This is a genomic window from Nisaea sp. (assembly GCF_034670185.1).
Classification (GTDB): Bacteria; Pseudomonadota; Alphaproteobacteria; order Thalassobaculales; family Thalassobaculaceae; genus Nisaea.
Genome location: NZ_JAXMNY010000001.1, coordinates 1338200 through 1362824, shown reverse-complemented (window position 1 = coordinate 1362824; position 24625 = coordinate 1338200). Strand labels below are relative to the sequence as shown.

Genomic DNA, 24625 nt, shown 5'->3' with positions numbered 1-24625 from the left:
GATCGCAATGCCTAAATTGACAGTCAACGGTACGGAGGTCGAGGTTCCGGCTGGCGCCTCCGTGTTGCAGGCTTGCGAAGAGGCTGGCGCCGAAGTGCCGCGCTTCTGTTATCACGAACGCCTGTCGATTGCGGGCAACTGCCGCATGTGCCTCGTGGAAATGGAACGCTCACCGAAGCCTGTTGCTTCCTGCGCGATGCCGGCCGGCGAAGGTATGGTGATCCGCACGGATACGGATCTGGTCAAGAAGGCGCGGGAGGGGGTGATGGAGTTCCTCCTCATCAACCACCCGCTGGACTGCCCGATCTGCGATCAGGGCGGCGAATGCGACCTGCAGGACCAGGCTATGGCCTTCGGCCATCATTCCAGCCGCTTTGACGAGAACAAGCGCGCGGTCGAAGACAAGTATATGGGCCCGCTGGTCAACACGATCATGACCCGCTGCATCCATTGCACACGCTGCGTCCGGTTCTCGACCGAAGTGGCCGGTGTCACCGACATGGGCCTGCTCGGCCGCGGTGAGAATGCGGAAATCACAACCTATCTGGAAAAGGCGCTCGACAGCGAGCTCTCTGCCAATGTGATCGACCTTTGCCCGGTCGGTGCGCTGACCTCAAAGCCTTACGCGTTCGTGGCGCGCCCCTGGGAGCTGCGCAAGACCGAGACCATCGATGTGATGGATGCGCTTGGCTCGAACATCCGGGTCGATACGCGGGGCTCCGAAGTGCTTCGTGTGCTGCCGCGCCTGCATGAAGAGGTCAACGAAGAGTGGATCTCCGACAAGACCCGTTATGCCTGTGACGGCCTGAAGCGCCAGCGGCTGGATAAGCCGTATCTGCGCAAGGACGGCAAATTGCAGCCGGTTTCCTGGGATGACGCTTTCGCCGCAATTGCAGCGAAGCTGAAAGGCCTGAAGGGCGCCGAAATTGCGGCCGTTGCTGGCGATACGGTTGACGTTGAGTCCATGTTTGCCCTGAAAGGCCTGATGACCGCGCTGGGTTCACCCAACCTGGACTGCCGTCAGGACGGCGCGAAACTCGATGCGACGACTCGGGCCGGTTATCTCTTCAACGCGACGATCGCCGGGATCGAGGACGCAGACGCCATCTTGATCGTCGGCGCCAATCCGCGCTGGGATGCTGCCGTCTTGAACGCCCGCATCCGCAAGCGCTGGCTCGCGGGCGGTCTCAAGGTTGGTGTGATCGGCGCGCCGGTCGATCTGACTTACAAATACGATCATCTTGGCGCCGGTGCGCAGACCCTGACCGAGCTTGCAGACGGCAAGAACGATTTTGCCTCCGTCCTAAAGGACGCCAAAAAGCCGATGATTATCCTCGGCATGGGCGCGCTGACCCGCGAAGACGGGGCGGCGGTTCTGGCGACGGCCCGCAAGATCGCGGAAAGCACCGGGATGCTCGTGCCCGCCTCGAAGGACGAGGAAGGCAACGAGGTTCCAGCCTGGAATGGCTTCAGTGTGCTGCACACGGCGGCATCCCGCGTTGGCGGCCTCGATATCGGCTTCTTGCCAGGCAAGGGCGGCGCGGATGTCGCGGGTATGCTCGACGGCGCTTCCAAGGGCGAGATCAAGGCTGTCTATCTGCTTGGTGCGGACGAGATCGATACACAACGTCTCGGCGATGCCTTCGTGATCTATCAAGGCCACCATGGTGACCGTGGCGCACACCGTGCGGACGTGATCCTGCCTGGCGCTGCCTACACGGAGAAAGATGGCCTCTACGTGAACACAGAAGGCCGGGTGCAGATGGGACTGCGGGCCAGCTTCCCGCCAGGCGACGCCCGCGAGGACTGGTCCATTGTCCGGGCTCTTTCGGCGCATCTCGGTGCGACACTGCCTTATGACAGCCTCGAGCAGCTTCGGGCCGCTCTTCGGAAATCGAACGAGGTCTTTACCGAGATAGATATTGCGCCGGAAGCGGCATGGGGGCCGTTTGGCACCGAAGGCGCCATGTCCGAGACAGGTTTTGGAACTACGGTCGAGAATTTCTACATGACCGATCCAATCAGCCGGGCCTCCCAGACGATGGCCGAATGCACGGAAGTTTTTGTCCTGCCCAAGCAGGACAAGACCGGGACCGAGGGGTGAGGAGTTAAGTGGGTATGGATGCGATCCTCGAAACCTACGTGATCCCGACAGCGATCATTCTGGCGCAGATTCTGGCCATTGTGGTGCCGCTGCTGGTGGCCGTCGCGTATCTCACCTATTTCGAACGCAAGGTGATTGGCGCCATGCAGATGCGGAAGGGACCGAACGTTGTCGGCCCGTTCGGTCTGCTGCAGCCGCTCGCCGACGGTGTAAAGCTGTTCGCCAAGGAAACCATTATGCCGGCGGGCGCGAACAAGATCATGTTCGCCATGGCGCCGATGTTGACCTTCACCCTTGCCATGATCGCCTGGGCGGTGATCCCGTTCGATGCCGGCATGGTGCTTTCCGATATCAATGTCGGCGTGCTGTATCTGTTCGCGATTTCCTCGCTCGGGGTCTATGGCGTGATCATGGCTGGCTGGGCGTCAAACTCGAAATATGCCTTCCTCGGCGCGCTCCGTTCGGCGGCGCAGATGGTCTCCTACGAAGTGTCCATCGGCTTCGTGATGATTACCGTTCTGCTCTGTGTAGGCTCGCTGAACCTGACCGCCATTGTCGAGGCGCAAAAGACGGTCTGGTTCGCCATTCCGCTGCTGCCGATGTTCGTGATTTTCTTCGTCTCGGCACTGGCCGAAACGAACCGGGCGCCGTTCGACCTTCCGGAAGGCGAGTCGGAGCTGGTTGCGGGGTATTTCGTCGAATATTCCTCAATGACCTTCGCCCTGTTCTTCCTTGGTGAATACGCGAACATGATCCTGATGAGCGGGATCACTGTGATCCTGTTCATGGGCGGCTGGCTGCCGCTGTTCGATATCGCGCCGTTCAACTGGATACCGGGGCCGATCTGGTTCTTCGCCAAGATTGCCTTTGTGCTGTTCTTCTTCCTTTGGGTCCGGGCGACATTCCCGCGCTACCGCTACGATCAGTTGATGCGGCTGGGCTGGAAAGTGTTCCTGCCGTTCTCGCTGCTCTGGGTCGTGCTGACCGCTGGTGTGCTGGTGGCCTTCGACTGGGTACCAGCGCCGGTGTTGGGATGAGGACGGATCGAATGATGTCAGACGCGACTGAAACGCGCACGATGGAGAGAGGCTGAGCCATGAGCACGTTGCAACAAAGCGCGCGCGGCCTGCTGCTGTGGGAACTGCTTTCGGGCATGTATTTGACCCTGAAGTATTTCTTCAAGCCGAAGGTGACCATCAATTACCCTTATGAAAAGGGGCCGATCAGCAGCCGCTTCCGCGGTGAGCATGCTCTGCGCCGTTACCCGAATGGGGAAGAGCGCTGCATTGCCTGCAAACTCTGCGAGGCGATCTGTCCGGCACAGGCCATCACAATCGAGGCTGAGCCACGCGATGACGGCAGCCGGCGGACGACCCGCTACGATATCGATATGACGAAATGCATCTATTGCGGCTTCTGCCAGGAAGCCTGCCCGGTCGATGCAATCGTCGAGGGACCGAACTTCGAATTCGCCACGGAAACCCGTGAGGAGCTGTTCTACAACAAGGACAAGTTGCTCGCGAACGGGGACCGCTGGGAGCGCGAGATCGCGCATAATCTGACCGTCGAAGCGCCGTACCGTTAAGGGCTGCTTGGGGGCGAGGGAACATGAAGAAAGCCGATAGAATGGCTGAGATGACTCACAAAATGCCTGCCGGACTTCCGGCGGAGCGGGGGCGCGGATGATCCAGGCACTCATATTTTATGTCTTTGCCGCGATCACCATTGCCTCGGGCGTCATGGTGGTCTCGTCGCGGAACCCGGTTCATTCGGTTCTGTTCTTGATCCTGGCTTTCTTCAACGCGGCAGGACTGTTCGTCCTGATTGGAGCCGAATTCATCGCCATGATTCTGGTGGTGGTCTATGTCGGTGCGGTCGCGGTGCTGTTCCTGTTCGTCGTCATGATGCTCGACATCAATTTCGTCGAGCTGCGTCAGGGCTTCATGAAGTACCTGCCGATTGGCCTGTTGATCGGGGTGGTGATCTTCGCCGAACTGTTCTTCGTGGTGACAAGTTGGGTGATCGCACCTGATCTGATCACGGCGGCCCCGGCGCCTGATCCTACGGCCGTGACCAATACTCACGCGCTCGGCGCGCTGCTTTATACCCGCTATGTCTATCTCTTCCAGTCGGCTGGTCTGATCCTGCTGATCGCCATGATTGGTGCCATCGTGCTGACGCTTCGGAGCCGGCCGGGGGTCAAGCGCCAGCGTATCTCGGCACAGCTTTCCCGGACCACGGAAGAGACGGTTGAAGTCGTTAAAGTGCAGAGCGGGGAAGGGGTCTGATCATGTTGGAAATCGGCCTGGCGCATTACCTGACGGTTGCCGCCGTCCTCTTCACACTCGGTATGTTCGGGATCTTCCTGAACCGGAAGAACGTGATCATCATCATGATGTCGATCGAGCTCATGCTGCTCGCGGTGAACATCAACCTGGTGACCTTCTCCGTCTTCCTGAACGATCTCGTCGGACAGATCTTCGCACTCTTCGTGCTGACGGTCGCCGCGGCGGAGGCCGCCATTGGCCTTGCCATCCTCGTGGTGTATTTCCGCAATCGCGGAAGCATCGCGGTCGAAGACATCAACCTGATGAAAGGGTAAGGCCGGATGTACGCCGCAATCGTCTTCCTGCCGCTGCTCGGCAGTCTCATCGCGGGCTTCGGTAACCGCGCCATCGGAGACCGTCCGGCGCAGCTTGTCACCTGTGCCGGCATGTTCGGTGCGCTGGGGCTCTCGATCATCGCTTTCTTCGATGTCGCGCTCGGCGGTAACCCGGTCACGGTCGAGTTGTTCACCTGGATTTCTTCCGGATCGATGGAAGCCTCCTGGGCGCTCAAGTTCGATACCCTGACGGCGGTCATGCTGATCGTGGTCACAGGCGTGTCGACCATGGTTCATGTTTATTCCATCGGATACATGAGCCACGACGGGTCGAAGCCGCGTTTCATGGCCTATCTCAGCCTCTTTACCTTTGCCATGCTGATGCTGGTGACGGCGGACAATCTGGTGCAGATGTTCTTCGGCTGGGAAGGCGTCGGTCTCGCTTCCTATCTGCTGATCGGCTTCTGGTTCCACAAGCCGTCCGCCAACGCCGCGGCAATGAAGGCTTTCATCGTCAACCGGGTCGGCGATTTCGGTTTTGCCCTCGGCATCTTCGGTACCTACCTACTGTTCGATACGGTCGTGCTGGACGATATCTTCGCCGCCGCACCGGAAAAGGCGGGCATGACGCTCGAGTTCCTCGGTACCGAGTGGCACGCCCTGACCATCCTTTGCATGCTGTTGTTCATCGGTGCCATGGGCAAGTCGGCCCAGCTTGGCTTGCACACCTGGCTACCGGACGCCATGGAAGGCCCGACGCCGGTCTCCGCGCTTATTCACGCTGCGACCATGGTGACGGCCGGTGTGTTCATGGTCGCGCGCCTGTCGCCGATGATGGAATTCTCGCCCGATACGCTCATGGTGATCACAATTGTCGGGGCAACGACGGCCTTCTTCGCGGCGACCGTCGGTCTCTGCCAGAACGACATCAAGCGGGTGATCGCCTATTCGACCTGTAGCCAGCTCGGCTACATGTTCTTCGCCTGCGGTGTTTCGGCCTATTCCGCCGCTATCTTCCACCTGATGACGCACGCCTTCTTCAAGGCGCTGCTGTTCCTCGGCGCCGGCTCGGTGATCCACGCCATGTCGGACGAGCAGGACATGCGCAACATGGGCGGCATCTGGAGACACATCAAACTCACCTACATCATGATGTGGATCGGTAGCTGGGCTCTGGTCGGCCTGCCGCCATTCTCCGGTTTCTTCTCGAAGGATCTGATCATCGAAGTGGCGTATGCGCGTCACACCGGCGTCGGCGATTACGCCTTCTGGCTCGGTGTCGGGGCGGCCTTCATGACAGCGTTCTACAGCTGGCGTCTCCTGATCATGACCTTCCACGGCGCTCCGCGCGCCAGCAAGGAAGTCATGAGCCATATCCACGAATCCCCGCCGGTCATGACAGTGCCGCTGATCGTTCTTGCGACCGGCGCGGTATTCGCTGGATGGCTCGGTTACCAGTATTTCGGCGGCGATCTACGCGAGCAATTCTGGGGTGCCGCGATCTTCGTTGCCGACGGTAACGATACGATCGAGGGCGCGCACCACGTACCGACATGGGTGAAACTGCTGCCGATCGTCGTCACCGTCGCCGGTATCGGGCTTGCCTATGTCATGTACATGTTCGTGCCCGGTTTGCCGGCGAAGGTCGCTTCGACCTTCCGGCCGATCTACCTGTTCCTGCTGAACAAGTGGTACTTCGACGAGCTGTACGACTACATCTTCATCCGTCCGGCCATGAAGCTCGGCCGGATCTTCTGGAAAAGCGGCGATGGCGCGATCATCGACGGCTTCGGCCCCGACGGCGTCAGCCTGATTACCAAGCTTGCGGCGGTCCGAGCCGGCAAGATGCAGTCCGGATATGTCTACCATTATGCCTTTGCGATGATGATCGGCGTGGTTGCGATCATCTCCTGGTACATGCTGATGAGCGGGAAGTAAGACCATGAGCGATTGGCCTCTCCTCTCTCTGGTAACCTTCCTGCCGCTGGCGGGGGCACTTTTCATTGCGCTGACCCGCGGTGAAGAAAAGCAGGTTGCCAAGAATGCCCGCTACGTGGCGCTCTGGACCTCGCTGATAACCTTTGTGGTATCGCTGCTGATCTGGGCCGGGTTCGACCCGACCACGGCTGACTTCCAGTTCGTCGAGAAGCGCGACTGGCTGCCGGATTGGGGCATCGGCTATCACATGGGTGTCGACGGCATCTCCATGTGGTTCGTGCTGCTGTCCACGCTGCTCACACCGATCTGCATTCTCTCAAGCTGGGAAGCTGTGCAGAAGCGGGTGAAGGAATACATGATCGCCTTCCTGGTCCTTGAGACCCTGATGGTCGGCATGTTCTGTGCGCTGGATATTCTGGTCTTCTACATCTTCTTTGAAGGTGTGCTGATCCCGATGTTCCTTATCATCGGAATCTGGGGCGGTGCCCGCCGGGTCTATGCGGCGTTCAAGTTCTTCCTCTACACGCTGCTCGGCTCCGTGCTGATGCTGATCGCCATCCTGACCATGTATCTGCAGACGGGAACCACGGATATCCCGGAACTGATGGCCGCAGGTTTCTCCACGGAACTGCAGACCTGGCTCTGGCTCGCGTTCTTTGCCTCCTTCGCGGTCAAGGTGCCGATGTGGCCTGTCCATACATGGTTGCCCGATGCTCACGTTGAGGCGCCGACGGCGGGGTCCGTGATCCTGGCTGGCGTGCTGCTGAAGATGGGCGGTTACGGCTTCCTGCGCTTCTCCATTCCGATGTTCCCGGAAGCGACCGAGTATTTCGCGCCGCTGGTCTTCGTGCTCAGTGTCGTGGCGGTGATCTACACCTCGCTCGTCGCCCTGGTGCAGGAAGATATGAAGAAGCTGATTGCGTATTCTTCGGTTGCGCATATGGGCTTCGTCACCATCGGGATGTTCACGCTGAACACCCAGGGCGTCGAAGGCTCTATCTTCCAGATGCTGAGCCACGGCGTTGTCTCGGGCGCGCTCTTCCTTTGCGTCGGCGTGGTCTATGACCGGATGCACACCCGCGAGATCGCGGCGTATGGCGGTCTGGTGGAGCGTATGCCGCGTTATGCGCTTGTCTTCATGATATTCACCATGGCTTCTGTCGGCCTGCCGGCCACCAGCGGTTTCGTCGGTGAGTTCCTGATCCTGATGGGCGCCTTTGAGGCGAGTACCTGGCTTGCGGCCTTTGCCGCCACGGGCCTGATCCTCGGTGCCGCCTACATGCTCTATCTTTATCGCCGGGTTATCTTCGGTGTGATGGACAAGGAGGCTTTGAAGCAGATCCTTGACCTGTCGCCGCGCGAGATCGCGATTTTCGCACCGCTCATCATCCTCGTCTTCTGGATGGGCATTTATCCGTCGACCTTCCTCGACATCATGTCGGTGTCTGTCGATCATCTGATTAGCAACTACAAGGTTGCGCTCGGCGATGCCGGCGTGGCCGTGGCCGCCCGCTAGGGCAGGAGTGAGACCCATGGACGCGATCACAACGCTTCCCGTGATGAGCCCGGCGGCCGCGGAGATTTTCCTCGCGGCAGCTGCCATGGCGCTTCTCATGTTCGGCGTGTTCAGAGGCGGCAAGGCGCAGGAGGCGACCTCCTGGCTCGCTGTCGCAGTGCTTCTGGTGGCAGGTGGCCTGGTGATGAGCCACGGCGGCGACACGACACTGGCCTTCTTCGGCATGTTCAAGGCCGGACCGTTTGCGCAGTTTGCCAAGATTCTGATCCTTGCCGGCTCAATCCTTTCCATCATCATGTCCCGGAGCACTTTCCGGCAGGACAGTTTCGAGCGCTTCGAATATCCGGTCCTGATTGTGCTCTCGACGCTCGGCATGCTGATGATGGTGTCGGCCAACGACCTGATCGCGCTCTATGTCGGTCTCGAGACCCAGAGCCTGGCGCTTTACGTCATTGCCTCGATCCGTCGGGACACGCTGAAATCCACCGAAGCCGGCCTGAAATACTTCGTGCTGGGTGCGCTGTCTTCAGGGATGCTGCTTTATGGCTCCTCGATGGTTTACGGTTTCGCTGGGACGACCGAGTTCGAAGGTCTGGCGAACGTATTCTCCGGTCTGGACGGTCAGCAGCCGTCGGTCGGTCTGATCATTGGCCTCGTGTTCGTGATCTGTGGCCTCGCCTTCAAGGTTTCCGCCGTTCCGTTCCATATGTGGACCCCGGATGTCTATGAAGGCGCGCCGACGCCGGTCACCGCACTGTTTGCGGTTGCACCGAAGGTCGCGGCGCTGGCGCTGTTCCTGCGGGTTCTGCTGGAGCCGTTCGGCGCTCTGGTCGGCGAGTGGCAGCAGATCATTGCCCTGATCGCGGTCCTCTCCATGGCTATCGGTGCCATCGCGGCGATCGTGCAGACGAATATCAAGCGCCTGATGGCCTACAGTTCCATCGGCCATATGGGCTATGCGCTAGTCGGGCTTGCCGCTGCGAACGAGGCGGGCGTCAGCGGCATTCTGGTCTATCTCGCTCTCTATCTCTTCATGAATGTCGGGACCTTTGCCTGTATCCTCTCGATGCGTCGGCAAGGGCGCCCGGTCGAGGGCATCCACGATCTGGCGGGGCTTTCCAAGACCCATCCGGGCATGGCCGCGATGATCATGATCTTCATGTTCTCGATGGCTGGTATCCCGCCGCTCGCCGGTTTCTTCGGAAAGTGGTTTGTGTTCATGGCTGCGGTCAATGCAGGCCTCTTCGCTCTCGCAATTCTCGGCGTTATCGCCAGCGTGATTGGTGCTTTCTATTATCTGCGTATCGTCAAGATCATGTATTTCGACGAGGCGGAAGAGCCGCTGGACACCGCGATCCCGGGGGATCTGAAAATCATCATGACGGTGATGGCTGCGGTGACGCTGTTGTTCTTCATCGTCCCCGCACCGCTGGTCAGCAGCGCCAAAGCGGCCGCATCAGCCCTGTTCGCCGGGTGAGGCAAGTGGCCCGCACTTGACGAAGTGTCTGGCCGGGCCCTGAAGGACCTGAATATTTGAACCACGAGCGCCAGAGCCACGGCTTCAGGATTCTGGGTTACGATTCCGTATCCAGCACGAATGACGAAGCCGACAGCCTGGCGCAAGGTGGGGCTCTGGACCGGACATTGGTCTGGGCCCGGAGCCAGAGTTCCGGGCGCGGTAGGCTCGGCCGGGCATGGGTGTCCCCGGAAGGAAATCTCTACACGACGGCGATCCTCGACCCGGGGTTGCCGCTTGGCCGTCTGCAGGAGCTCTCTTTCGTCGCCTCGCTTGCTGTTCACGATACCGTCTCCGGCTTGTTGCCCGATGCGGACCTGGTGCTGAAATGGCCGAACGACGTGTTGCTGGGCGGCGCCAAGATTTCCGGCATCCTGACGGAGACGCGTGTGCGCGGAGACCGTGTTGTCGCGTTGCTGGGTGTAGGCATCAATCTCGCCCACGCTCCTGATGGCGCCCGGTATCCAACAACGGCACTCATGGATCATCTTGCCGCGCCACTCACGGTCGAGGGATTGCTCGATCGCTATCTGAAGGCTCTGTCAGCGCGCTATACGCTTTGGTGTTCCGATGGGTTTGCGCCTATCCGGGCAGCATGGGCGGCACGGTCGCGTTGGATCGGCCGGAGGGTTTCTGTCGAGAATAATGAACAGAAGATCGTTGGCCGCTATGACGGGATAGAGGCTGACGGCTCGATGATTGTCGTAGGTGATGGCGGCGAGAAGCACAGGATTTCTGCCGGCGATGTCCGGCTTGCGGAGGGCGGCTGATGCTGCTGACGATAGATTGCGGCAATACGAACACGGTATTCGCGGTGTTCTCCGGAGACGAGAAACGCGGCTCCTGGAGAGCGTCGACCAATGTCGCTCGCACGGCGGATGAATATGCCGTCTGGCTGACCCAGCTGATGGCACTCGAAGGGATCGACCGGAGCGATATCGGCGAAGTGATTATAGCGACCGTTGTGCCGGAGGTGGTTTTCAATCTGGAAACCCTGTGCCGGAAATACTTCAAGATCGAGCCGATGGTTGTCGGCCGGAAGGGTGTGGATCTCGGGATCGATATCCGGATCGAGCGGCCGACTGAAGTCGGGGCGGATCGGCTGGTGAACGCCATTGCCGCGCATGCGGCCTATGAGGGCGCGCTGATCGTCATCGATTTCGGCACAGCAACGACTTTTGACGTTGTTGAACCTGATGGCGGTTATGCCGGAGGGATCATTGCGCCGGGCATCAATCTTTCCCTTGATGCGCTTTACAACGCAGCTGCACAGCTGCCGCGCATTGCAATCCGTCCGCCGGAGATGCCGGACGAGGGGACCAACAGTCCCGTGCGCGTTATCGGAAAATCGACAGTGAGTGCCATGCACTCGGGAATCTTTTGGGGATATATCGGCCTGATCGAAGGCTTGGTATCCCGAATCAAAGCGGAATACGGAACAGATATGACGGTTATTGGCACGGGCGGACTTGCGGCGATCTTCGCTGACTGCACGCCGGTTATTCAACATGTGGACGAGGCGATCACGCTACGCGGCCTGTTACTGATCCATGAGCGGAATAAAACTCGATGAGCGGCGTGCCGAAGATCAAGGACGAGGATTTCATTTTCTTGCCGCTTGGCGGTAGTGATGAAATCGGGATGAACCTCAACCTCTACCATTATGGTGGCAAGTGGCTGATGGTGGATCTCGGGATCTCCTTTGGCGACGACACGATGCCCGGCATCGATGTTCTGCTGCCGGACCCGGAGTTCATCGAACAGCGCCGGAAGGATCTGGTCGGGCTGGTTATCACCCACGGCCATGAAGATCATATCGGGGCCATTCCCCATCTCTGGCCGCGTCTGCGTTGCCCGATCTATGCGACCCCGTTCACGGCGACACTGATACGCCGCAAGCTTTCCGAAGTAGGAATTCTTGAACAGGTCGAGCTGATCGAGGTGGATATCTCGGCCAACTTCGTTCTTGGCCCGTTCGAGCTGCAATTGATCACGCTCACTCACTCCATTCCGGAGGCGAACGGGCTGGCGATCCGCTGTGGCGGCGGTACCGTGATGCATACGGGCGACTGGAAATTCGATCCGGACCCGGTGATTGGACGGACGAGCGATATCGAAGCCCTTCGCGAACTCGGCGATGAAGGCGTGCTCGCTTTGATCGGTGATTCGACGAATGTCCTCGATGAGGGCAGATCTGGTTCCGAAGCCAGCCTGACCGAGTCACTTGCCGAGTTGTTCCGGCAGCATGATCAGCGCATTGCCATCACCTGTTTTGCGTCGAATGTCGGCCGGCTTGCGAATATCTCGGCCGCGGCTGCGGCTGCCGGCCGTAATGTTGCGCTGGTGGGCCGCTCTCTCTGGCGTATGTATGAGGCGTCACTGCAGAACGGATATCTCCGCGATATTCCCGAATTTCTGTCGGAAAAGGACGCAGGCTTCATTCCGCGCGACAAGCTAGTCTTGATCTGCACCGGATCTCAAGGAGAGTCGCGGGCCGCTCTTGCCCGAATAGCCGAGAACGCACACCAGGAAATCACGCTTGAGCGCGGTGACGTCGTCATCTTCTCGTCCCGGGAGATTCCCGGGAACGAAACAGCGATTGGCCGAGTCCAGAGCCGGCTGGTGGCGCGCGGCATTGAGGTGGTGACCGAGCGGGACCATCATGTCCATGTTTCGGGGCATCCGGCTCGTGAGGAACTGGTTGAGATGTACCAGTATATCCGCCCGAAAATCGCCGTGCCGGTACATGGCAGTCCGCGCCATCTGGAGGCACATGCCCGGCTCGCACGGGAATGCCAGGTGCCTGAAGCCATCGTGCCGGGCAATGGTAGCCTGATCCGCCTTGAAGAAGGTAACGTCGAGGTTATTGGCTGGGTGCCGACCGGCATGCTGACCTTGGATGGCGGCCGGATCATTCCGCTTGAATCTAGCGTGATCGGTGATCGCAAAAAAATGCTGTTCAACGGAGCGGTCTCGGTAACCGTGCTGATGGACGGAAAGGGTCAGTTGCACAGTGATCCGGTGCTGACCTTCAACGGCATTGCCGATGAAGGCGAAATTGACGCATTGAGTGACACTGCGACAGATCTCATATGGGAGACGGTCGGCGCACTCGGCAAGAAGGCGCGGACCAAGGACGAAGAGGTTGGAGAAGCGGTGCGCCGGGCTGTTCGCCGCGTCGTTCGGGCCGAATATGGAAAGCGCCCTGTAACGACGGTCCATGTGCTGCGTGTCTGACGAAGAATAAAGGGAATAAATCGATGATCGGCCGCTTGAACCATGTTGCCATCGCCGTGCCGGATCTGGATGCGGCATGTGCCACCTATCGCGGTGCGCTTGGTGCCAGCGTCAGTGCTCCCGAAGATCTGCCCGAGCATGGCGTGACTGTCGTTTTCGTCGAGCTCCCCAACACCAAGATCGAGCTACTCTATCCGCTCGGGGATTCTTCACCGATTGCGGCTTTCCTTGAAAAGAACCCGTCCGGCGGCATGCATCATGTTTGCTACGAGGTGGATGACATCATCGCTGCTCGTGATCGTCTGAAGGCCGAGGGCGCACGGGTACTCGGGGACGGCGAGCCGAAGAACGGGGCGCATGGCAAGCCGGTTCTGTTTCTGCATCCGAAGGACTTTGCCGGCACGCTGGTCGAGCTCGAGCAGGCTTAGGCGGAGCGCACGCGCATGAATGACTGGGTTTCTATTGTTGTCGTCTTTCTGCTGCTCTGGTGGTGGTTCTTCCTGATGGCGCTGCCGATTGGCGTGCGCGTTGTGGAAGAGCCCGAGGAGGGGCATGCTCCAAGTGCACCCAAGCGACCGCATCTCTGGAAGAAAGCATTGGGAGCCACGATTGTGGCACTCCTTGCCACAACCTTGATCAACTACATCATTGCAGCCGATCTGTTCTCGTTCCGGGATGCTATTCAGAATTGGTAATCGCCGGGCCGGGAGAGGCCGGGGCTAACAAGGAACCAAGTCTGATAAAGAAAAGGTGGCACCAAGAAAAACGGCAAGATCCAGAAGATCTTGCCGGCGAATTTTTTTTTATGATTCGACCGCAGCGTTTTAACGCTGTGGTTCGCTTCCTCCCTAAACTCGGGCCAAATTCGCGGCTCGGACTTATTCTTTTTTTTATTGATGGGGACCATATGACATGTTGGTGAAGGCGTCACTAATTTTTTTGCGCCTAGGTCAAATGATATCGATTCTCATCTAGTTTTTGTTATCAAACGTCGTCTGGGGAGCGAATAGAGACATGATCATGTGCTTTTACGCAAAGTTGAAGTTGTCGGCTCCGTTTCTGATTGCCGGAAGCCTTTTCCTTGCGGGTGCGGGATTAGGAAATGCTTGGGCAGATGAGCCGAAAGGTATCGAGATTTCGAAAGAGGATTGCGCGCGGCTGATTGCCCATCAGCCTTCTGCCGATGTTGAGTACAAGCCGGGTGTCGATGCCGCGGGAAGGCCGGTTGTATCGGCCGACTTGCCCGGGTCGGCCATCATCGAGGCGCCGACAAAGATCATCATTCCGCTCACACTTGATGTCGCCGATCTCTTCTCATTGCCGGAAGGTGTGGCAGGGGAAGCGGGTATCGGAGCGATAGAATACGACATCATGTCGGGACGGCTTGAATATAACGGCCAGCAGCTCACCGATCCGCAGATGGCGGCAATTTCCGCGGCCTGCGCAAATATGAAGAAATAAAACGGCGGCGCCCTCAGGACGCCGCCGCCGGTATTCGTTTTAGTGTGTCGCGTCAGGCGCCGGTAAAGGCCTGAAGCCCGGTCTGTGCGCGGCCCAGGATCAGGGCATGCACATCGTGGGTGCCTTCGTAGGTGTTCACGGCTTCCAGATTCACGACGTGGCGGATCACATGATATTCGTCCGAGACACCATTGCCGCCATGCATGTCGCGGGCAACGCGGGCGATGTCCAGGGACTTGCCGCAATTGTTCCGCTTCATCAGAGAGATTGCTTCCGGCGCACCGTGGCCGCTGTCCATCATCCGTCCGAGACGCAGAGCACCATGCAAGCCGAGTGTGATCTCGGTCTGCATGTCGGCTAGCTTCTTCTGGATAAGCTGGTTGGCGGCGAGCGGGCGGCCGAACTGCTTGCGGTCCATCGTGTACTGACGGGCCTGGTGCCAGCAGAACTCGGCGGCACCGATGGCGCCCCAGGAAATGCCGAAGCGGGCCTTGTTCAGGCAACCGAAAGGCCCCTTCAGGCCGGACACGTTCGGCAGCATGTTCTCTTCCGGGATCTCGACATTATCCATGACGATCTCGCCGGTGACGGAAGCGCGCAGGGAGAACTTGCCCTCAATCTTGGGCGCGGTCAGGCCCTTCATGCCTTTTTCAAGGACGAAGCCGCGGATCTGGCCGTCATCGGTCTTTGCCCAGACGACGAAGACATCGGCGATCGGCGAGTTGGTGATCCACATCTTCGCGCCATTGAGCAGATAGCCGCCCTGGACGCTTTTCGCGCGGGTGACCATGCTTCCCGGGTCGGAGCCGTGGTCCGGTTCGGTCAGGCCGAAACAGCCGACCCATTCGCCGGTTGCGAGCTTCGGCAGGTACTTCTGCTTCTGCTCTTCGCTGCCGTAAGCATAGATCGGGTGCATGACCAGGCTGGACTGGACGCTCATGGCTGAGCGGTAACCACTGTCGACCCGCTCGACTTCACGGGCGATCAGGCCGTAGCAGACATGGTTCACACCGGCGCAGCCATAGCCATCGATGGTGCAGCCGAGAAAGCCCAGCTCTCCCATCTCGCTCATGATCTCACGATGGAAGACTTCATCCCGGAAGGCCTCCTGAACCCGCGGCATCAGTTTGTCCTGACAATAAGCGCGCGCGGCATCGCGGATCATACGCTCTTCCTCAGTCAGTTCCTGCTCGAGGAGGAGGGGATCTTCCCAGTCGAATTGCGGTCGTGAGGCTTTCGCCGACTTCGCGGCATCGACAACGGGTTGGACGGACATGGGGAGACTCCCAAAGTTGCTGAATTTGTTGCAGAGGTATATACGCCGAAGCAGTTGTAGCTTCAAATTTCCGTTGGGGCACTGTTGCCGTTCCGCAGTACCAGCAAGAACGGTTTATCGCCGGGAAGAAAGATGGCGCGAAAGCTGAACGAGCAAAGGGTGATAATCGAGTTTCTGCCATCCGGGAGTTATGTGAAGGTCAGTGCCTTCGATCCCGTCAGCATGGTTGAGGTTTCGATCGTCGGTAATCCTGCCAGTGGCGAGGCTGGCCTGAAGCACGCGGTCCTGCGCAAGTTGAAGTACGTTCTCGAAAAGAAATCGCAACCGCAGCCACAGTCGCGTGGCCGTGGGACCGTAGTCTGATTTTTAACCGGCAGGCCTCAAAAGAAAAAGCGCCGGACGATACCGGCGCTTCTTCAATAACAGGCTGTTTGTGATCAGACCGCTTTCCGCTTGCGACCACCGCGTTTGACGGCGTTGCGTCCAAGACCGATCTTCTTGGCGAACTCAGACCGCTGCGCCGCGTAATTCGGAGCAACCATCGGATAGTCTGCCGGCAGGCCCCATTTGGCGCGATACTCTTCCGGGGTCATGTTGTAGGTCGTCCGGAGGTGACGCTTCAGCATCTTGAGACGCTTGCCATCTTCAAGGCAAATGATGAATTCCGGCGTAATCGAGCGGCGGATCGGCACTGCCGGTTTTGCCGGCTCGACTTCCGGCTCGCTAACCTCAGTATTGAGGCGCGTTAGCGCTTCGTGAACCGTACTGATGACCTCCGAAATCTGCGACGCTGCCACAGTGTTATTTCCGAGATAAGCGGATACAACATCCGTGGTCATACGGAGTAGTTCAGAAGAGTCCAGATTGTCTTCACGGGTTTCGTCGGTCATTTCTAGATCCGATATTTACATTATATTGATTAGGGTGTCCTCGGAACATTGTCCCGGGCGAAATAGTTGTCAAGAATTAATGCGGCGTTCCGTTTCTGAAACCCTGAATTCAAATGCAATGAATTCCTGCGATTTTTGAAAACAGCTTCTTTCTGGAATATGCGGTCAAGATTTTGCAGTGAATAGTTTGTGGCGCGAGACCGTATTCTTTGGCGCGTCGCGTGAGGGCCGGTAGCGCAAATAGTGGTTCGCGGGCCTCCGTGCCGTGTATATAGTAGGCACTTCTCTTGCTGGAACAACGAGCCTGACAGGTAATGACAGATAACGTGATCGTGATCGGTTCGGATCATGCCGGATATTCTCTGAAACAAGTATTGGTAGCTCACCTTGAAGAAAAAGGGTGGCGGATCGTAGATGTTGGCACGGACGGGGCGGCGTCGGTCGATTACCCCGATTTTGGTGCCGCAGTCGCGCATGCGCTGAAGGAGGGGAAGGCGCCCCGTGGGATCGTTGTGTGCGGCACAGGGATTGGCATAAGCATCGCTGCGAACCGGCATGACTGGATACGCGCGGGCCTTTGTCATGACATTACCTCGGCACGGCTCTGTCGTCTGCACAATGACGCCAATGTCCTTGCGCTTGGCGCGCGCCTTATCGGCGAAGAAGTCGCGAAAGACTGTGTTGATGTCTTTCTTGCAACAGAATTCGAAGGCGGCCGGCATCAACGTCGCGTCGACAAACTCGGATTTGCCGAGAGCATGTAAATCACGTCCTTGCACTGCGATGTCTGAGCGAGTAGGCCACGTTGCATTGCGGGATACGAACTGGAGCTGTCATGTCCGCCTTTGAAACGAGCACAACCGATAACCCTTTCTTTGCGACGCCCCTGTCCGAAAGTGATCCGGCCCTTTATGGCGCGATCACAGAAGAACTTGAGCGGCAGAAAGACCAGATCGAGCTGATCGCCTCCGAGAACATCGTCTCCCGTGCGGTGCTGGAAGCTCAAGGCTCTGTCCTCACCAATAAATATGCCGAGGGGTATCCTGGCCGGCGCTATTACGGCGGCTGTGAATTCGTCGACAAGGCCGAGGCTCTGGCCATCGAGCGGGCTTGCAAGCTGTTCGATTGCAGCTTTGCCAACGTGCAGCCGCATTCAGGCGCCCAGGCGAATCAGGCGGTTATGCTGGCGCTGCTCGAGCCCGGCGATACCGTCATGGGGCTGTCTCTTGCAGCCGGCGGTCACCTGACTCATGGTGCGCCGCCGAATCTTTCCGGTAAATGGTTCAAGGCGGTCCAGTACGGTGTTCGTAAGGAAGACGCGCAGATTGACTTTGATCAGGTCAAGGCGCTTGCCGAGGAACATAAGCCGAAGATGATCATTGCGGGTGGTTCTGCCTATCCGCGTCAGATTGATTTCAAGCGCTTCCGCGAGATCGCCGATTCTGTCGGTGCCTATTTCCACGTCGACATGGCGCATTTCGCGGGTCTGGTCGCTGGCGGTGCGCATCCGAGCCCGCTGCCCCATGCGCATGTGGTCACGACCACGACGCACAAGACCCTGCGCGGCCCACGCGGCGGCATGATCCTCTCGAACGACCCGGATCTCGGCAAGAAGATCAACTCGGCGGTATTCCCTGGTCTTCAGGGTGGCCCGTTGATGCATGTGATTGCCGCCAAGGCGGTGTCCTTCGCCGAAGCGCTGACGCCGGAATTCAAGACCTATTCCCATCAGGTCGTGGATAATGCGAAGGCTCTAGGCGAAGTGCTGAAAGCGCGCGGTCTGGATATCGTTTCCGGCGGCACGGACACTCACGTTCTGCTCGTCGATCTGCGCCCGAAGGGCCTGACTGGCAAGGTGGCTGAGGCTGCTCTCGAGCGGGCCGGTATCACCTGTAACAAAAACGGCGTTCCGTTCGATCCGGAAAAGCCGATGATCACGTCCGGAGTGCGTCTTGGCACGCCGGCTGGGACCACGCGCGGCTTTGGTGTGGCGGAGTTCCAGGAAATCGGAAACCTGATCGGCGACGTGCTTGATGCCGTTGCGCAGAATCCGGACGACAGCTCGCTGACCGAAGAGAAGGTCAGGGAAGATGTCCGGGTGTTGTGTGACAGGTTCCCGATCTACTAATCCCGGTCGCGGCCCGGGGCGGCCGCTGCCAGTTGACTGATTGAAGGGGGAAGACCATGCGTTGTCCGTTTTGCGGCCACACCGATACCCAGGTGAAGGACTCCCGTCCAACGGAAGACCATGCGGCTATTCGGCGGCGCCGGTTCTGCCCGGCCTGCGGTGCGCGTTTCACGACCTTTGAACGGGTTCAGCTCCGTGAGCTGACCGTGGTCAAGAAGACAGGCAAGAGGGCACCCTTCGATCGGGACAAACTGGTCCGGTCCGTGCAGATTTCGATGCGCAAGCGCCCGGTCGACCCGGAACGCATCGAGCGGATGGTGACCAGCATCGTCCGGCGACTGGAAAGCATGGGCGAGGCGGAGATTCCGTCCGAAGTGATCGGGCAGATGGTCATGGAATCCCTGGCCAATTTGGATCAGGTTGCCTATGTCCGGTTTGCGTCGGTCTACAAGAACTTCCGCGAAGCCAAAGACTTCGAGGAATTCGTCGAAGAAATCAGTCACGACGGCGACGACTGAAGGTCCTCGCCGCCCGGCGTCTGGGTTCTGCCCGAGGGTTCAGTCCTCGGGCCGGAGCCTTGACGGGAGCGTGGAACAATGGACCAAGAAATCTCCTTCATGCGGCACGCCCTGGCGCTGGCCAGGCGCGGTCTCGGGCAGGTTGCGCCGAACCCGTCTGTCGGGTGCGTCATCGTCCGGGACGGCAGGATTGTCGGTCGCGGCTGGACGCAGCCAGGCGGGCGCCCGCATGCTGAGCCGGTGGCCCTTGCCGATGCAGGGGAGGCGGCAAGGGGGGCGACTGTTTATGTCTCCCTGGAGCCATGTGCGCATCACGGTGCATCCCCGCCCTGCACGGATGCACTGATTGCAGCCGGCGTGGCAAAGGTGGTCTATGCCCTGCGCGATCCTGACCCTCGAGTTGACGGCACCGGCCACACCAGGCTGACCGAGGCCGGGATTGAGGTTGCCTCCGGCCTTCTGGAGAAGGAAGCAGAGGAACTTAATCAGGGCTTTCTCACTCGTATCCGTAAGAAACGTCCTTTCGTGACCCTGAAGCTGGCGACGTCTCTCGATGGCAAGGTGGCGCTGGCGAACGGGCGAAGCCAGTGGATCACCGGTACCGGAGCCCGCGCTGTGTCGCACCAGATCAGGGCCAGTCACGATGCTATCATGACCGGAATAGGGACCGTGCTGGCAGACGACCCGGCGCTGACATGCCGTCTGCCGGGGTTGATGGCACGCTCACCGGACCGTGTGATCCTTGACGGGGGACTGAGACTGACAACGGACCAGATTGTCGTTGAGACCGCCCGTGATATCCCGACGACGGTTATCACCGCGATTGCGGCGGACGACCCGAAAGCGCAGGCCTTGTCGGCCGCTGGTGTTGATGTGGCTGGCGGGATGGCGGTCAAGGACGGCCGGCTTGATCTCGATGCTGTCCTCTCCCTGCTTGCAGAGCGGGGTGTAACCCGGTTGATGGTGGAATCCGGCGGCGAGCTTGCCAGCACATTCGTGCGCGAGGAACGCGTCGACGAGTTGGTCTGGTTTCGCGCGCCGGCCATCATCGGCGGCGACGGATTGAGCGCTGTTCGTGATCTCGGTCTCGAGCTTCTCGAATTCATGCCGCGTTTCGAACGGCGTTATGTCCGGCCCGTAGGTGAAGATCTGGTGGAAACCTACCGCCGTCGAAACTAGGTTACGGCCATGTTCACAGGAATCATCACGCATATCGGTACGGTCTGCCGTATCGAAAAGGGTGGCGACACGCGTATGGCCGTGTCGGCTACCTTCGATATGGACACCGTTGCGCTTGGCGCCTCCATTGCCTGCTCCGGTTGCTGCCTTACCGTTGTCGACAAGGGTGACGGCTGGTTCGCTGCCGATGTCTCGGCTGAGACCCTCTCCAAGACCAATCTCGGCGGTTGGAAAGAGGGCGCACGGATCAATCTGGAGCGGGCTCTCAAGGTCGGGGACGAGCTTGGCGGACATATCGTCAGCGGGCATGTCGACGGGCTCGCGGAGATCCTCTCTATCGTTCCTGAAGGCGACAGCCGCCGGCTGACACTCAGGCCCGACCGTTCTCTGGCCGCTTTCGTGGCGCCCAAGGGGGCGGTGACGCTTGACGGTATCTCTCTGACAGTAAACGAAGTTTCCGCCGACACCTTCGGCGTGAACATTATTGATCACACCTGGAACGAGACCACGTTGAGTGATCGCAAGCCGGGCGACGAATTGAACATGGAAGTCGACATGCTTGCCCGCTATGTTGCGCGCCTGTTGGACGTCCGGGAACCACGGAATGACTGAAACGGCTGAACCGCTTGGCGAGCTCTATCGCACCGCTCTCTCCTCCATTGAGGAGGTGGTCGAGGAGGCGCGCCAGGGGCGCATGTTCATCCTTGTCGATGACGAGGATCGCGAGAACGAGGGCGACCTCTGTATCCCCGCCCAGATGGCCACGCCGGAAGCGATCAATTTCATGGCCAAATATGGCCGCGGCTTGATTTGCCTCTCCATGGAGCGGGAGCGGATCGAGAAGCTCGGCCTGCCACTGATGTCCTCCAATAACGGCACGCGGCATGAAACCGCCTTCACCGTCTCTATTGAGGCGCGGGAAGGGGTAACGACCGGTATCTCGGCGCATGACCGCGCCCGGACTGTTCAGGTTGCCATCGATTCCAAATCGGCGCGGGACGATATCGTGACGCCGGGGCATGTGTTTCCCCTGATGGCCCGTGATGGCGGCACCCTGGTGCGTGCCGGGCACACGGAAGCAGTGGTCGATATCGCGCGGATGGCTGGGCTTAACCCGTCCGGGGTGATCTGCGAGATCATGAACGACGACGGCACGATGGCGCGGCTGCCGGACCTGGTCCAGTTCGCGCAATACCATGGCCTCAAGGTGGGGACGATCGCCGACCTGATCGAATATCGCCGCCGCACCGAATCCGTGGTGCAGCGCTCGGTCGAAACCACGCTCGACAGCGAGTATGGCGGCGACTGGCGGATGATCGTCTACGTCAACAAGATCACCTATGCCGAACATATAGCCCTGGTTAAGGGCGATATCACAAAAGGCGATCCGGTGCTGGTCCGCATGCACGCGCTGAGCATCATGGAAGATGTTCTGGGCGACAGGACCGGAAAACGTGCCGGCGGCGAGTTGCAAAACGCCATGCGCCAGATCGGCGAAGAGGGGTCCGGCGTCGTTGTCCTGATCCGCGAGCCGTCCGCGACCGCGCTTTCCGACCGTGTGCGCCGCAAACTCCGCGCCGAGGTCGATGGCAAGAAAACCGAGAACGAGCTGCGGGATTACGGTGTCGGTGCGCAGATCCTGCTGGATCTTGGCGTGCGTGAGATGATTTTGCTGAGCAACCACGACCGCACTATCGTTGGCCTGGACGGCTACGGTTTGAGCATGGTCGAGCGGCGCGGCGTTAAAACCGGGGATGAAGGAGCCGGCGAATGAGCCGCATTCTGATTGTCGAAGCGCGATTCTACGAGGATATTGCGAACGAGTTGGTGAAAGGTGCCATCGCGGCACTTGAGGCAGCCAGTGTGGAATACGACCGGATCGAGGTGCCGGGCGCGTTGGAAATTCCGGCGGCCATCGCCATTGCTTCGCAGCGCACGGACGGAGAGCCCTATGCCGGCTATGTTGCGCTCGGCTGCGTCATTCGCGGCGAGACCAGTCACTACGATTACGTCTGCGGCGAGAGTGCCCGTGGACTGCAGGATCTGGCTCTTTGGGAAGGGCTTTCCATCGGCAATGGTATCCTGACCGTGGAGAACCGCGATCAGGCATGGGCCCGCGCGGCAGTAGACAAGAAAAACAAAGGCAAGGATGCGGTGCAAGCCGCCCTCGCACTAGTGGCGCTGAAGCGCCGCTTCGGTGTCGAGTGAGCAAAAACATGACAGTTACCAAAGATCGTCTCCCGGAACGCCAGCGCCGCACCGCGGCACGTCTCGCTGCGGTTCAGAGTCTCTATCAAATGGCGATTACCGGTATTCCGGCGCCGCGTGTGATCGCGGAGTTCAAGGAACTGCGCCTTGCCGGCGGCGACGAGAACGAGAGTTTCGGCCCTGCGGACCCTGCCTTTTACGAACGGCTCACTGCCGGGGTTACGTCGGATCTGGAGACGGTCGACGGGCTTATTTCAGGGGCGTTGTCCGAGGACTGGTCGATTGATCGGCTTGAGACCATCGTCCGGAATATCCTCGAGTGCGGCGCGCATGAGCTTCTGACACATGGCGACGTGCCGGCTGCGGTCGTGATCTCGGAATATGTCGATGTGGCGCATGGATTCTTCGCGGAGAAAGAGCCAGGCTTCATCAATGGCGTTCTGGACCGGATCGCCCGCACCATTCGTGAGAATGAAAAGGGGCCCGCTCCGGCCGGCTCCGAAAGCGAATAACATGTCGAGGCTCGGCGAGTTCGAGCGTATTGCGCGTTTTTTCTCCCCCCTCGTCGAAGGCCAGAGCGATGCGCTGGGCCTGACCGACGATGCCGCCCTGGTAACACCTCCGCCCGGCAAGCGCATGGCCGTCACGGCCGATGCGCTGGTTGCTGGTGTTCATTTTCTGGCAGACGATCCGGCTGATCGCGTCGCGCGTAAAGCTCTCAGGGTGAATATTTCTGATCTCGCGGCGATGGGGGCCGAGCCTTACGGCTACACGATCACTCTGGCCTTGCCGCGCGGCATGGTGGATCCGGAGGCGTGGATCGAGCGGTTTGCCCGGGGGCAGGCCGAGGATCACGCGGAATTCGGCATCAGGTTACTCGGAGGGGACAGCGTCTCCACGCCGGGACCATTGTCCATTTCCGTAACGGCATTCGGTTGGGTTCCTGCGGATCGGGCTTTGACCCGCGCCGGAGCGCAGCCAGGCGACGATATCTATGTGTCCGGCACCATCGGGGATTCGTTCCTCGGACTGGCTGTGCTTCGGGGAGAGGATTTTGACCTCTCGGAGGCCGAGCGCACGATACTTGCAGACCGGTATCTGCTCCCACAGCCACGGCCGCAGCTTGGCCATCTGCTTCTTGATGTGGCCAGCGCAGGGCTCGACGTGTCCGATGGATTGCTCCAGGACCTCGGGCATATATGCGAGGTTTCCGGGGGCGGTGCAGAGGTTGAACTTCCGCTCGTCCCGTTTTCGGACCTGGGACAAAGACTCGTCCGCGCCGGGGCCGTGCTTGCCGAGGATTTGGTGAGTGGCGGGGACGATTACGAACTGCTCTTCACCGCACCTGAAACTGCACGCGACCTCATTTCCAACCTTGCCGGTAAGGCTGCTCTTCCTTTGACCCGGATCGGCAAGATGCGTTCCGGCGGCGGTGTCGATTTACTGGATGCGGCGGGAAAAATCATGGCGCTTGACCGGCGGGGCTATACCCATGCCTGACGCGCGGGTTAAATGAAGCCATGAAAATCGTCGTCATCCTTGTTTTGTTGCTCGTGCTCGCCGGCGGCGGCGTATTCGGCATCTCCATGTTTGCGCCGGGATTGCTCCCGCCGATGGTGCTGGAAATGCTGGGCCAGGAAGTTCCGCCTGAAGAGGAAAAAGTTGAAGAGCGTCCGGCTGTGACCGTCTTGGTCGACCTTGAGCCGTTGAGCATTCCGATTTTCCGTGATGGTCAGGTCGACCGCTTCCTGGTTTTGCATCTGCTGATCGAGGTGCGCCCAGGTGCGGATTTCGAGCTGGTAAACCTGAAGAAAGTGCGGATCATTGATGCGATCCTGAAATATGTGCATGCGCTTTCTTCGCTTGAGATCAAGCCGGGGGTCAATGACAGAGGCTTCCTGAAACAGCGTCTCCTGGCGAAAATCGAGGAGATCGTTGGCGAAGGGGTCGTCGTCGAGCTTTTGTTCCAGAACGTTTTCGAGCGGCCGTTGTAGGGGCGGCCCCTCCAGCGCGTTCCCTCATATCTGGTCGCTTTGCCGACGCCGTGCTACC

Annotated in this window: 27 protein-coding genes; 25 read left to right on the top strand and 2 right to left on the bottom strand. The window is 59.5% G+C overall.

The window, feature by feature from the left end; genetic code table 11:
- Window positions 1–7 precede the first annotated feature (7 nt).
- The 14 genes from nuoG (at window position 8) to VOI22_RS06380 (ending at window position 14374) form a co-directional block, all read left to right on the top strand.
- Window positions 8–2104: an NADH-quinone oxidoreductase subunit NuoG gene (gene nuoG, locus VOI22_RS06445; protein WP_323795722.1), complete on the top strand. Its 2097-nt coding sequence runs from the start codon at window positions 8–10 to the stop codon at window positions 2102–2104.
- A 14-nt stretch (window positions 2105–2118) separates the two neighbouring features.
- Window positions 2119–3141, top strand: a complete 1023-nt coding sequence (gene nuoH / locus VOI22_RS06440; protein WP_028464842.1) for an NADH-quinone oxidoreductase subunit NuoH — start codon at window positions 2119–2121, stop codon at window positions 3139–3141.
- 59 nt (window positions 3142–3200) lie between these two features.
- On the top strand, window positions 3201–3689 hold the full coding sequence (gene nuoI / locus VOI22_RS06435; RefSeq protein WP_036553121.1) for an NADH-quinone oxidoreductase subunit NuoI: 489 nt from the start codon (window positions 3201–3203) through the stop codon (window positions 3687–3689).
- 97 nt (window positions 3690–3786) lie between these two features.
- Window positions 3787–4392 (top strand): NADH-quinone oxidoreductase subunit J, encoded by a 606-nt coding sequence (locus VOI22_RS06430; protein ID WP_028464843.1) that lies wholly within the window; start codon window positions 3787–3789, stop codon window positions 4390–4392.
- A gap of 5 nt (window positions 4393–4397) precedes the next feature.
- The gene (gene nuoK, locus VOI22_RS06425; protein WP_028464844.1) at window positions 4398–4706 is read left to right on the top strand and encodes an NADH-quinone oxidoreductase subunit NuoK; all 309 of its coding nucleotides are present in this window, start codon (window positions 4398–4400) and stop codon (window positions 4704–4706) included.
- Between the two features lie 6 nt (window positions 4707–4712).
- On the top strand, window positions 4713–6644 hold the full coding sequence (nuoL, locus tag VOI22_RS06420; protein WP_323795721.1) for an NADH-quinone oxidoreductase subunit L: 1932 nt from the start codon (window positions 4713–4715) through the stop codon (window positions 6642–6644).
- Window positions 6645–6648: 4 nt separating this feature from the next.
- Window positions 6649–8160, top strand: a complete 1512-nt coding sequence (locus VOI22_RS06415) for an NADH-quinone oxidoreductase subunit M (protein ID WP_323795720.1) — start codon at window positions 6649–6651, stop codon at window positions 8158–8160.
- A 16-nt stretch (window positions 8161–8176) separates the two neighbouring features.
- A complete protein-coding gene (nuoN, locus tag VOI22_RS06410; protein WP_323795719.1) occupies window positions 8177–9637 on the top strand; it encodes an NADH-quinone oxidoreductase subunit NuoN in 1461 nt (486 codons plus the stop codon).
- A gap of 56 nt (window positions 9638–9693) precedes the next feature.
- Complete coding sequence (locus VOI22_RS06405) at window positions 9694–10446, top strand: biotin--[acetyl-CoA-carboxylase] ligase (protein WP_323795718.1); 753 nt, start codon at window positions 9694–9696, stop codon at window positions 10444–10446.
- Window positions 10446–11249, top strand: coding sequence for a type III pantothenate kinase (locus tag VOI22_RS06400; RefSeq protein WP_323795717.1), 804 nt, complete (start codon window positions 10446–10448; stop codon window positions 11247–11249). Before VOI22_RS06405 ends, VOI22_RS06400 begins: the two co-directional genes overlap by 1 nt.
- Window positions 11246–12913: an RNase J family beta-CASP ribonuclease gene (locus VOI22_RS06395; RefSeq protein WP_323795716.1), complete on the top strand. Its 1668-nt coding sequence runs from the start codon at window positions 11246–11248 to the stop codon at window positions 12911–12913. The genes VOI22_RS06400 and VOI22_RS06395 overlap by 4 nt, the downstream gene beginning before the upstream one ends.
- A gap of 23 nt (window positions 12914–12936) precedes the next feature.
- Window positions 12937–13341 carry a methylmalonyl-CoA epimerase gene (mce, locus tag VOI22_RS06390; RefSeq protein ID WP_323795715.1) on the top strand — a complete coding sequence of 135 codons (405 nt, stop codon included), beginning with the start codon at window positions 12937–12939 and terminating at the stop codon, window positions 13339–13341.
- 15 nt (window positions 13342–13356) lie between these two features.
- Window positions 13357–13608 carry a DUF1467 family protein gene (locus VOI22_RS06385; RefSeq protein ID WP_028464852.1) on the top strand — a complete coding sequence of 84 codons (252 nt, stop codon included), beginning with the start codon at window positions 13357–13359 and terminating at the stop codon, window positions 13606–13608.
- 319 nt (window positions 13609–13927) lie between these two features.
- Window positions 13928–14374 (top strand): hypothetical protein, encoded by a 447-nt coding sequence (locus tag VOI22_RS06380; protein ID WP_323795714.1) that lies wholly within the window; start codon window positions 13928–13930, stop codon window positions 14372–14374.
- 52 nt (window positions 14375–14426) lie between these two features.
- On the opposite strand, the gene VOI22_RS06375 is transcribed toward VOI22_RS06380, so the two are convergent.
- Entirely contained in the window at window positions 14427–15650 is a 1224-nt protein-coding gene (locus VOI22_RS06375) for an acyl-CoA dehydrogenase (protein WP_028464853.1), read from the bottom strand.
- Between the two features lie 132 nt (window positions 15651–15782).
- Here VOI22_RS06375 and VOI22_RS06370 point away from each other — a divergent pair, with 132 nt between their 5' ends.
- Entirely contained in the window at window positions 15783–16013 is a 231-nt protein-coding gene (locus VOI22_RS06370; protein ID WP_028464854.1) for a DUF6898 family protein, read from the top strand.
- 74 nt (window positions 16014–16087) lie between these two features.
- Here VOI22_RS06370 and VOI22_RS06365 read toward each other — a convergent pair whose 3' ends face one another.
- The gene (locus VOI22_RS06365) at window positions 16088–16540 is read right to left on the bottom strand and encodes a MucR family transcriptional regulator (protein WP_028464855.1); all 453 of its coding nucleotides are present in this window, start codon (window positions 16538–16540) and stop codon (window positions 16088–16090) included.
- A 314-nt stretch (window positions 16541–16854) separates the two neighbouring features.
- Between VOI22_RS06365 and rpiB the strand changes: the two genes are divergently transcribed.
- The 10 genes from rpiB to VOI22_RS06315 all read left to right on the top strand — a co-directional run bounded on the left by rpiB (window position 16855) and on the right by VOI22_RS06315 (window position 24567).
- On the top strand, window positions 16855–17304 hold the full coding sequence (rpiB, locus tag VOI22_RS06360; protein WP_323795713.1) for a ribose 5-phosphate isomerase B: 450 nt from the start codon (window positions 16855–16857) through the stop codon (window positions 17302–17304).
- Between the two features lie 71 nt (window positions 17305–17375).
- Window positions 17376–18668: a serine hydroxymethyltransferase gene (gene glyA, locus VOI22_RS06355; RefSeq protein WP_323795712.1), complete on the top strand. Its 1293-nt coding sequence runs from the start codon at window positions 17376–17378 to the stop codon at window positions 18666–18668.
- Between the two features lie 56 nt (window positions 18669–18724).
- Complete coding sequence (nrdR, locus tag VOI22_RS06350; protein ID WP_028464858.1) at window positions 18725–19186, top strand: transcriptional regulator NrdR; 462 nt, start codon at window positions 18725–18727, stop codon at window positions 19184–19186.
- A gap of 78 nt (window positions 19187–19264) precedes the next feature.
- Window positions 19265–20365 carry a bifunctional diaminohydroxyphosphoribosylaminopyrimidine deaminase/5-amino-6-(5-phosphoribosylamino)uracil reductase RibD gene (gene ribD / locus VOI22_RS06345; RefSeq protein WP_323795711.1) on the top strand — a complete coding sequence of 367 codons (1101 nt, stop codon included), beginning with the start codon at window positions 19265–19267 and terminating at the stop codon, window positions 20363–20365.
- A gap of 9 nt (window positions 20366–20374) precedes the next feature.
- Entirely contained in the window at window positions 20375–20977 is a 603-nt protein-coding gene (locus VOI22_RS06340) for a riboflavin synthase (protein ID WP_323795710.1), read from the top strand.
- The gene (gene ribB / locus VOI22_RS06335; RefSeq protein WP_323795709.1) at window positions 20970–22139 is read left to right on the top strand and encodes a 3,4-dihydroxy-2-butanone-4-phosphate synthase; all 1170 of its coding nucleotides are present in this window, start codon (window positions 20970–20972) and stop codon (window positions 22137–22139) included. Before VOI22_RS06340 ends, ribB begins: the two co-directional genes overlap by 8 nt.
- Window positions 22136–22573, top strand: coding sequence for a 6,7-dimethyl-8-ribityllumazine synthase (locus tag VOI22_RS06330; RefSeq protein WP_323795708.1), 438 nt, complete (start codon window positions 22136–22138; stop codon window positions 22571–22573). Before ribB ends, VOI22_RS06330 begins: the two co-directional genes overlap by 4 nt.
- A gap of 8 nt (window positions 22574–22581) precedes the next feature.
- Window positions 22582–23085: a transcription antitermination factor NusB gene (nusB, locus tag VOI22_RS06325; RefSeq protein WP_323795707.1), complete on the top strand. Its 504-nt coding sequence runs from the start codon at window positions 22582–22584 to the stop codon at window positions 23083–23085.
- A gap of 1 nt (window position 23086) precedes the next feature.
- A complete protein-coding gene (thiL, locus tag VOI22_RS06320) occupies window positions 23087–24073 on the top strand; it encodes a thiamine-phosphate kinase (RefSeq protein WP_323795706.1) in 987 nt (328 codons plus the stop codon).
- A gap of 20 nt (window positions 24074–24093) precedes the next feature.
- Window positions 24094–24567 (top strand): flagellar basal body-associated FliL family protein, encoded by a 474-nt coding sequence (locus tag VOI22_RS06315; protein WP_323795705.1) that lies wholly within the window; start codon window positions 24094–24096, stop codon window positions 24565–24567.
- Window positions 24568–24625: the final 58 nt, after the last annotated feature.

Excerpts from the sequence above, each read along its gene's own strand:
- nuoG (WP_323795722.1), top strand. The coding sequence starts at position 8 with ATGCCTAAATTGACAGTCAACGGTACGGAGGTCGAGGTTCCGGCTGGC.
- nuoH (WP_028464842.1), top strand. The coding sequence starts at position 2,119 with ATGGATGCGATCCTCGAAACCTACGTGATCCCGACAGCGATCATTCTG.
- nuoI (WP_036553121.1), top strand. The coding sequence starts at position 3,201 with ATGAGCACGTTGCAACAAAGCGCGCGCGGCCTGCTGCTGTGGGAACTG.
- VOI22_RS06430 (WP_028464843.1), top strand. The coding sequence starts at position 3,787 with ATGATCCAGGCACTCATATTTTATGTCTTTGCCGCGATCACCATTGCC.
- nuoL (WP_323795721.1), top strand. The coding sequence starts at position 4,713 with ATGTACGCCGCAATCGTCTTCCTGCCGCTGCTCGGCAGTCTCATCGCG.
- VOI22_RS06415 (WP_323795720.1), top strand. The coding sequence starts at position 6,649 with ATGAGCGATTGGCCTCTCCTCTCTCTGGTAACCTTCCTGCCGCTGGCG.
- nuoN (WP_323795719.1), top strand. The coding sequence starts at position 8,177 with ATGGACGCGATCACAACGCTTCCCGTGATGAGCCCGGCGGCCGCGGAG.
- VOI22_RS06400 (WP_323795717.1), top strand. The coding sequence starts at position 10,446 with ATGCTGCTGACGATAGATTGCGGCAATACGAACACGGTATTCGCGGTG.
- VOI22_RS06395 (WP_323795716.1), top strand. The coding sequence starts at position 11,246 with ATGAGCGGCGTGCCGAAGATCAAGGACGAGGATTTCATTTTCTTGCCG.
- mce (WP_323795715.1), top strand. The coding sequence starts at position 12,937 with ATGATCGGCCGCTTGAACCATGTTGCCATCGCCGTGCCGGATCTGGAT.
- VOI22_RS06385 (WP_028464852.1), top strand. The coding sequence starts at position 13,357 with ATGAATGACTGGGTTTCTATTGTTGTCGTCTTTCTGCTGCTCTGGTGG.
- VOI22_RS06380 (WP_323795714.1), top strand. The coding sequence starts at position 13,928 with ATGATCATGTGCTTTTACGCAAAGTTGAAGTTGTCGGCTCCGTTTCTG.
- VOI22_RS06375 (WP_028464853.1), bottom strand. The coding sequence starts at position 15,650 with ATGTCCGTCCAACCCGTTGTCGATGCCGCGAAGTCGGCGAAAGCCTCA.
- VOI22_RS06370 (WP_028464854.1), top strand. The coding sequence starts at position 15,783 with ATGGCGCGAAAGCTGAACGAGCAAAGGGTGATAATCGAGTTTCTGCCA.
- VOI22_RS06365 (WP_028464855.1), bottom strand. The coding sequence starts at position 16,540 with ATGACCGACGAAACCCGTGAAGACAATCTGGACTCTTCTGAACTACTC.
- rpiB (WP_323795713.1), top strand. The coding sequence starts at position 16,855 with ATGACAGATAACGTGATCGTGATCGGTTCGGATCATGCCGGATATTCT.
- glyA (WP_323795712.1), top strand. The coding sequence starts at position 17,376 with ATGTCCGCCTTTGAAACGAGCACAACCGATAACCCTTTCTTTGCGACG.
- nrdR (WP_028464858.1), top strand. The coding sequence starts at position 18,725 with ATGCGTTGTCCGTTTTGCGGCCACACCGATACCCAGGTGAAGGACTCC.
- ribD (WP_323795711.1), top strand. The coding sequence starts at position 19,265 with ATGGACCAAGAAATCTCCTTCATGCGGCACGCCCTGGCGCTGGCCAGG.
- VOI22_RS06340 (WP_323795710.1), top strand. The coding sequence starts at position 20,375 with ATGTTCACAGGAATCATCACGCATATCGGTACGGTCTGCCGTATCGAA.
- ribB (WP_323795709.1), top strand. The coding sequence starts at position 20,970 with ATGACTGAAACGGCTGAACCGCTTGGCGAGCTCTATCGCACCGCTCTC.
- VOI22_RS06330 (WP_323795708.1), top strand. The coding sequence starts at position 22,136 with ATGAGCCGCATTCTGATTGTCGAAGCGCGATTCTACGAGGATATTGCG.
- nusB (WP_323795707.1), top strand. The coding sequence starts at position 22,582 with ATGACAGTTACCAAAGATCGTCTCCCGGAACGCCAGCGCCGCACCGCG.
- thiL (WP_323795706.1), top strand. The coding sequence starts at position 23,087 with ATGTCGAGGCTCGGCGAGTTCGAGCGTATTGCGCGTTTTTTCTCCCCC.
- VOI22_RS06315 (WP_323795705.1), top strand. The coding sequence starts at position 24,094 with ATGAAAATCGTCGTCATCCTTGTTTTGTTGCTCGTGCTCGCCGGCGGC.